This window comes from Mycobacterium sp. (assembly GCF_040509115.1).
In the GTDB taxonomy this organism is placed as follows: Bacteria; Actinomycetota; Actinomycetes; order Mycobacteriales; family Mycobacteriaceae; genus Mycobacterium.
Map to the genome: position 1 here is coordinate 26,070 of NZ_JBEVLO010000544.1, position 6,122 is coordinate 32,191.

9 protein-coding genes are annotated in these 6,122 nt (G+C 67.8%); 2 read left to right on the forward strand and 7 right to left on the reverse strand.

The features are described 5' to 3' along the window. Positions 1 to 24 precede the first annotated feature (24 nt). On the reverse strand, positions 25 to 558 hold the full coding sequence (locus ABW137_RS36415; RefSeq protein ID WP_526407936.1) for a polyadenylate-specific 3'-exoribonuclease AS: 534 nt from the start codon (positions 556 to 558) through the stop codon (positions 25 to 27). Between the two features lie 2 nt (positions 559 to 560). Next, positions 561 to 1,373: a hypothetical protein gene (locus ABW137_RS36420; RefSeq protein WP_526407938.1), complete on the reverse strand. Its 813-nt coding sequence runs from the start codon at positions 1,371 to 1,373 to the stop codon at positions 561 to 563. Between the two features lie 150 nt (positions 1,374 to 1,523). Between ABW137_RS36420 and ABW137_RS36425 the strand changes: the two genes are divergently transcribed. After that, positions 1,524 to 2,825: a glycosyltransferase 87 family protein gene (locus ABW137_RS36425; protein ID WP_526407940.1), complete on the forward strand. Its 1,302-nt coding sequence runs from the start codon at positions 1,524 to 1,526 to the stop codon at positions 2,823 to 2,825. Here the strand turns inward: ABW137_RS36425 and ABW137_RS36430 are convergent, their stop codons facing one another. The 3 genes from ABW137_RS36430 to ABW137_RS36440 all read right to left on the reverse strand — a co-directional run bounded on the left by ABW137_RS36430 (position 2,826) and on the right by ABW137_RS36440 (position 5,243). Continuing rightward, positions 2,826 to 3,551 carry a lysophospholipid acyltransferase family protein gene (locus tag ABW137_RS36430; RefSeq protein WP_526407942.1) on the reverse strand — a complete coding sequence of 242 codons (726 nt, stop codon included), beginning with the start codon at positions 3,549 to 3,551 and terminating at the stop codon, positions 2,826 to 2,828. Positions 3,552 to 3,612: 61 nt separating this feature from the next. Further along, the gene (locus tag ABW137_RS36435; RefSeq protein WP_526407919.1) at positions 3,613 to 4,047 is read right to left on the reverse strand and encodes a hypothetical protein; all 435 of its coding nucleotides are present in this window, start codon (positions 4,045 to 4,047) and stop codon (positions 3,613 to 3,615) included. Continuing rightward, positions 4,044 to 5,243 carry an ArsA family ATPase gene (locus ABW137_RS36440; RefSeq protein WP_526407944.1) on the reverse strand — a complete coding sequence of 400 codons (1,200 nt, stop codon included), beginning with the start codon at positions 5,241 to 5,243 and terminating at the stop codon, positions 4,044 to 4,046. Before ABW137_RS36440 ends, ABW137_RS36435 begins: the two co-directional genes overlap by 4 nt. Between ABW137_RS36440 and ABW137_RS36445 the strand changes: the two genes are divergently transcribed. Further along, positions 5,191 to 5,319, forward strand: coding sequence for a hypothetical protein (locus ABW137_RS36445; protein WP_526407921.1), 129 nt, complete (start codon positions 5,191 to 5,193; stop codon positions 5,317 to 5,319). The two genes, ABW137_RS36440 and ABW137_RS36445, sit on opposite strands and share 53 nt — an antisense overlap. A 9-nt stretch (positions 5,320 to 5,328) precedes the next feature. Here ABW137_RS36445 and ABW137_RS36450 read toward each other — a convergent pair whose 3' ends face one another. Both ABW137_RS36450 and ABW137_RS36455 read right to left on the reverse strand, forming a co-directional pair. Continuing rightward, a complete protein-coding gene (locus ABW137_RS36450) occupies positions 5,329 to 5,766 on the reverse strand; it encodes an SRPBCC family protein (RefSeq protein WP_526407923.1) in 438 nt (145 codons plus the stop codon). Positions 5,767 to 5,852: 86 nt separating this feature from the next. Beyond that, on the reverse strand, positions 5,853 to 6,122 hold a 270-nt coding region (locus tag ABW137_RS36455), incomplete at its 5' end, for a polyketide cyclase / dehydrase and lipid transport (protein ID WP_526407925.1).

A 6,122-nucleotide genomic window follows, 5' to 3' on the forward strand; every position in this document is an offset into this window, starting at 1 on the left:
GTAACGGGGCCGCATCGCCCCAGCTCAGGCGCGTACGGCCCAGCTGCCGTCGTCGTCCTCGTCCGCGCCGATGCCCTGCCGTCCCGACGTCATCAGCCGAAACCGCGCCAGGTTGTGCTTGGCGTCGACGAGCGCATCGTGAGCGTCACGCGGCCGCGGGGGCATCCGCGGCGAGCCGCGCTCCTCCCAGAACTGCCGAAGCTCACGGGTGAACCGAGGTATCGCGGGCGGCAGATCGGTCATCGGCCCCCACAGCTGGCACAGCACCACGTGGTCGTAGGCGCCGACCCACGCCCAGAGCTCGATGGTCTCGTCGCCGTCGATGTCGAAGAAGTCCTCGAGTTCCGAACGGATCTGGCGACGCGATCGCCATAGCTTCGACGCCGGCGACGGCAGTTTGGGCAGCACGTTCTTGCGCACCCATGGCCCCGCCCGGTCGGGGTCGAATTCCGTTGAGATCGCGTAATATTCGCGACCGTCTTCGGCCGCCACCCCAATCGAGATGAGCTCGATCGTCCGGCCGTTGTCGATGAACTCGGTGTCGTAGAAGTACTTCACCGTCACGCCGTTTCCGAAGCGGGCAACCGCGGCGCCGGAGCCGGGTGGATCTCCTTGTCCAACTGCTGGTCCACTTCGACGGGGTCGGGGAAGCGCGGCTCCCCCGCCACGACGTGCTGCAGCCACAACTTGGCCTGGACGACGGGGCGCCGCAACTGACGCTCCCGCTCCAATGCGCGGTGCATCTTCTTGGGCCGGTGGGCGTAGCGCCATCTGGCCCACGGCGCATGGGGCCGCGAGAGGCGATACGCGCCGATGATCAGCAGCGGCGTGATGAACATGCCGACCAGCCCGGTCCACACCTTGCCCTTGAGCAGCACCACGACCGCCAGCGACAGCGTGAACGCCGCGATTCCGACCACCGTCGCCCTGGCGGGCAGCGTGTCGTCCTCGCGCCAGATGTCGATGTCGAAGAACGATAGCGGGTTGAAACCCATGACCAGCAGTCCCGCCACGGCGAGCGCGGCGAACACCGCATCCACCGACGTCCGGCCGTCCTCCGACCAGTACACGTCCTGGAGGTGCAGGATCAACGCGAACTCGTCGAGCACCAAGGCCGCACCGATCCCGAATCCGATTGCGGCGGCGGTAAATTCGGGAACTCCGCCGTCGACTGCGAGCGTCACCATGGTCACCCCGGAGACCATCACCAGGATCACGCCGATCACCACGTGGTGGATGTGCGTGCTTCCGTGTCCGATGTTGCGCGGCTGCCACCACTTGGGTGGAGTGTCGTTGTCCGCGTTGTGACGGATGTAGCGAACGATCGTCCGCGTCACCAGGAACGTGAGCAGGAACGCGATCAGGCACCACATCAGTGGCAGCCGACCCGGCGGGATCGCCAGATCGAACCCGAAGTCGAACTTCCAGTCGTCGAACACGGGCAAAACTTACGCCGACCTGCGTACCCGATGGACGGGATGGTCCCCGACTCGCCGATGCTCACCGATACTCTGGTCCGCGACATGAGAATTCCGCAGTTCCCAAGAGGGGCGTGGTGGCCGACCGTGGGATGGCGGCTGTTCCAGCTGCTCACCGTGGTCGCCGCGGTCCGGGCGGGCAGGCAACTGCTGGAAACCACGCCGTACCGCATCGACGTCGACGTCTACCGGATGGGTGGCCGCGCTTGGCTGGACGGCAGCTCGCTCTATGACCACGGCGTGCTCTTCCACACCCTGGGGGGCATCGACCTGCCGTTCACGTACCCGCCGTTGGCGGCCGTCGTGTTCTCCCCGTTCGCGATGCTGTCGCTCGACGCCGCCAGCATCACCATCACGGTGATCACCCTGGTGTTGCTGATCGTCACCGCGATGATCGTAATGACCCGGATGCGCGTGTGGGAGCAGTCGACGTGGCTCACCGGGCGCGGGTGGGTGCGTCGACTGTGGCTGGCGTTGGCGATCGTCGCACTGGCGACCGTGTACCTCGAGCCGGTCCGGTCGAACTTCGAGTTCGGTCAGGTCAACGTCGTCCTCATGGCTTTGGTCATCGCGGACCTGGTGCCACGCGAGACACCATGGCCGCGGGGCATGCTGATCGGCCTGGCGATCGCGCTGAAGCTGACGCCTGCGGTGTTCCTGCTGTACCTGCTGCTGCGTAGGGACACCCGCGCGTTGCTGACCAGCATCGCGTCAGCGGTCGCGGCGACCGCCGTCGGCTTCGTCCTCGCCGCTCGCGACTCCTGGATGTACTGGACCGAGACGATCCACGACACCGACCGCATCGGCACGGCGACCTACCACACCAACCAGAACATCGCCGGCATGCTGGCCCGGTTCACCCTCGGCGACGGCCTTCGGTTCGCGCTGTGGGTGGTGGCCTGCTTCGCGACGCTCGCGCTGACGGTGTGGGCGGTGCGCCGGGTGTTGCGGGCGGCAGGCCCGACCTCGACAGGGGACGATCTTCCCGTCCTCGCCGTGATCTGCGTGGCGATGTTCGGGCTGGTGGTCTCTCCGGTGTCGTGGTCGCACCACTGGGTGTGGGCGCTGCCTGCGGTGCTCGTCACCGCGGTGCTGGCATGGCGTTACCGCAATGTCGCGTTCGGTTTGGTCAGCCTCGTCGGGGTGGTGCTGATGCGGTACCCGCCACTGGAGCTGATGCCGGAACACCGTGAGACATTCGCGCCGCTGTGGCGCCAGCTGGTCGGCGAATCCTACGTGTGGTGGGCGTTGGCGCTTCTCGTCGTCGCGGGCGCTGCGACGTTGCGCGCACGCGAGGACAGCCGGCGGGCCGTCGACGATGCGGCCCCCGCCCACGCTGCGCGGTAATCAGCCCGCGGCGGCCGTCGGCATGCGGGCAGGCGGCTGGCCAGGATCGGCCTCGGCGCTGGTCTTGACGTCAGCGGCGTAGAGATCGACGTATTCCTGGCCCGAGATCTGCATCAGCTCGTACATCACCTCGTCGATCACCGCGCGTTCGATGAAGCGGTTGCCCGCCAGCCCCTCGAAGCGGGAGAAGTCCATCGGCGCACCGAACTTCACCTCGACGCGGCCGAAGCGCCACATCTTGGTTCCGGGCGGGTTCACCACGTCGGTGCCGATCATGGCAACCGGGATGACGGGAACGCCCGTCTCCAGTGCCAGCCGGGCCAAGCCGGTCTTGCCCTTGTAGAGTTTGCCGTCCGGTGACCGGGTGCCCTCCGGATACATGCCGAGCAGCTTGCCCTGGCTGACCACCTGCTGTGCGGTGGTCAACGCCGCCCGTGCGGAGTCGGCGTCGGTCCGGTCGATCGGCACCTGTCCTGCGGCGGTGTAGAACCACTTGGTGAACCAACCCTTGAGGCCGGTACCGGTGAAGTACTCCGCCTTCGCGAGGAACGTGATCCGGCGGTTCACCACCAGCGGCAGATAGAAGCTGTCGGCGACGGCGAGATGATTACTGGCGAGGATGACGGCACCGGAGCTCGGGACATGTTCCAGGCCTTGCACTTTCGGACGCCCGATCAGCGACAGCAACGGCCCCATGAAGATGTACTTGAACAACCAATACCACATCGAGCCTCCCCGCGGCGGGCGCCCGGACGGCGCCATGGCGACAACTGTACCCAGTAGCCGCTCACTCCTCGACGGTGACGGGAATGTGCTCGTAACGGCCGGGGCCTGCCGGCGGACCTCCGTCGGGGCCGCGGTCGTCGGGTCCCGGTCCGGCGGGGCCCGTCGGCGGCTGCGGCGGCTCCGGCGGAGCGTCCCGACCGGTGCTGGACGCGGTGTCCATCGAGTCGGCCATCGCCCGCACGACGGCCAGCAGAGACACGCTGTGCTCGGCAATCACCGTCAGCAACGGGTGCTGTTCCCCGCTGACCAGCGCGGCCAGCGCACACACCGGGCACCACACCTGCTGGCACCGCGCCTCGCTACCGGACGTCGCGCGCGCGGCGGCCATCCTGACGGCGGGGTCGAGCCGGTCGAGGATGGACTGCGCCAGCTGTCGCAGTTCGGGACCGATGTCTGAATGTCGTGCCCCGTCGGCGCCGGTGCGGGACTCGCTCACGCCGGCCACACCTCCGGATTGGGTCGAAAACGCACCGTCAGTTCGCTACCTCGCAATTGCGCGTCCACCACGATGCATCGTCGCAGAACGGACGCCATCCGGACGCGGCGCCGGGTTCCTCCAGCGCCGATGATCAGATCGTCGTCGACCCGGCCGAGCGTCAACGCGCCCGGATCGACCTGCGGCAACTCTAACCGCATCCGGTATATCGCCTCGAGCCCGGATCCGGATTCGCGGTCCACCACCGGGCGCACCGGCTTCGGCGGCGCCGAACCGTCGCGACGGCGTGCGCCTTCCAGCAGTTCGGCAAGCGCCTTGGGTCCGATCGGTTCGCCAGCCAGGTGCGGCACCAGCACCAGTTTGACGTCGCCGATCGTCGTGTCCAGCTCCTCGAGGACCGCCCTCTGCTCGGCGATCCTCTCGGTGTACCAGTCGAACGCGGGATGCTCCGGCAGATTGCGGTACTCGAATGAGTCGTCTTGCACGAGAATCTGATTGACGATGAGTTCGTCCACCGTGACGCCCATCAGCGCGAGCGAGCCCAACGTGCGGGCCGCCTCCGCGGCCACCACCCGCTCGGCGGTGAGCACCAGGTGCGCGCGGACCGTGGCGCCGTCGGTGAGCAGCTCGCCGAGGCGATCGGTGCCCGCCGTGATCCGCTCGATCACCGCAACCATCGCGGCCGAACCCGCATCGTCCTGACGCAGCGACAGTCTGCGATGCCGAGGCCAGGCCCGCTCGATGTAGAGGCCGAACGTGGCGGGCAGCGTGAGCATGCGCATGGCGTCCGCCGTCGAGGCGCAGTCGACGACGACGTGGTCCCAGCGCCCCGACGCAGCGAGCTCACCGACCTCGTGCAGCCCGAGCACCTCCTGGATGCCGGGAAGTGCCGAAAGTTCCTCGGGCGCAACGTCGCCCAGGTCGGATTCCGGGAAACGCTCGGCGAGGACGGTCGCCACCTCCCGCCAGCGCTGCTCGAGCAGGGCAAGCGTGTCCAGCGCCAGGGCATCGAGGGATCCGCCGGTCCCATCCTCCCGCCCGGCGTCGAGGTCGGCCAGCACGCGGGTCGGGCGGCGCTCCCCGGTCGGAACCACGCTGATGCCGAGGACGTCGCCGGTGGAGTGCGCCTGATCGGTCGACACGATGAGCACTCGTAGCCCGCGGCGCGCGTCGCGCACCGCGGTGGCCGTGGCCAGCGTGGACTTGCCGACCCCGCCCTTGCCGACGAAGAGGCTGATCCTGGCGCCGGCGGCGACGGGTGTCTCGCCCTGATCCCCTCGCTCAGTCAGCCTCGACTCGCTTCTTGAGGTCCTTCAGCGCCGTGTCGGTGAGCCGACGCTCGGCCTTGCGCTTGAGCAACCCGATCATCGGGATGACCAGGTCCACCGACAGCTCGTAGGTGACGTCGGTGCCAGATCCGTTGGGAGCCAGGCGGTATGCACCGTCCAACGCCCTCAGCAACGAGCTGGAGACCAGGGACCACGTGACCGACTCGTGGTCGGGTGGCCACACGTACTCCAACACCATGGTGTCCTTGAGCACCGCGGCGTCGAGCACCAGCCGCGCGGTCTTCGGGAAGCCCTCGTCGTCGATCTCGAGGACCTCGGTCTCCTTGTACTCCGCAACCCAGTCCGGGTAGGAGCCGATGTCGGCGATGACGTCCATCACCGTCGACGGTTCGGCGTCGATGTAGATCGTCTGCGCAGTCTTGTCCGCCACGTGTTCACTTCTCCGGGTCGCTAGTGCGCTTGCAGGACTTGCGTCCTTTCGCTGAAGAAATGTACCCGCACGAGGCGGAGGTCACGTCACACCAGCCGGGACACCCCGACCGGGCGGGACTCCTCGAGCTTGCGCTTCACCTCGAAGGCCATCCGCTTGCCCGCCACCCTGCGGTCGTGATTCGCCTTGGCGAGGTTCATCCCGGCCAGCTCCCGGGCCGTCGCGCCCGACGGTTCGGCGTGCAGGAAGTAGTGCAGGATCACCCCGTCCATCGACGGTTCCAGCCAGACTTCCATCGTGCCCGTCAGTGCGCCGGCGACTGCCCAGCGCATTCCCTTGTCGGCCCGGTCCTCGGT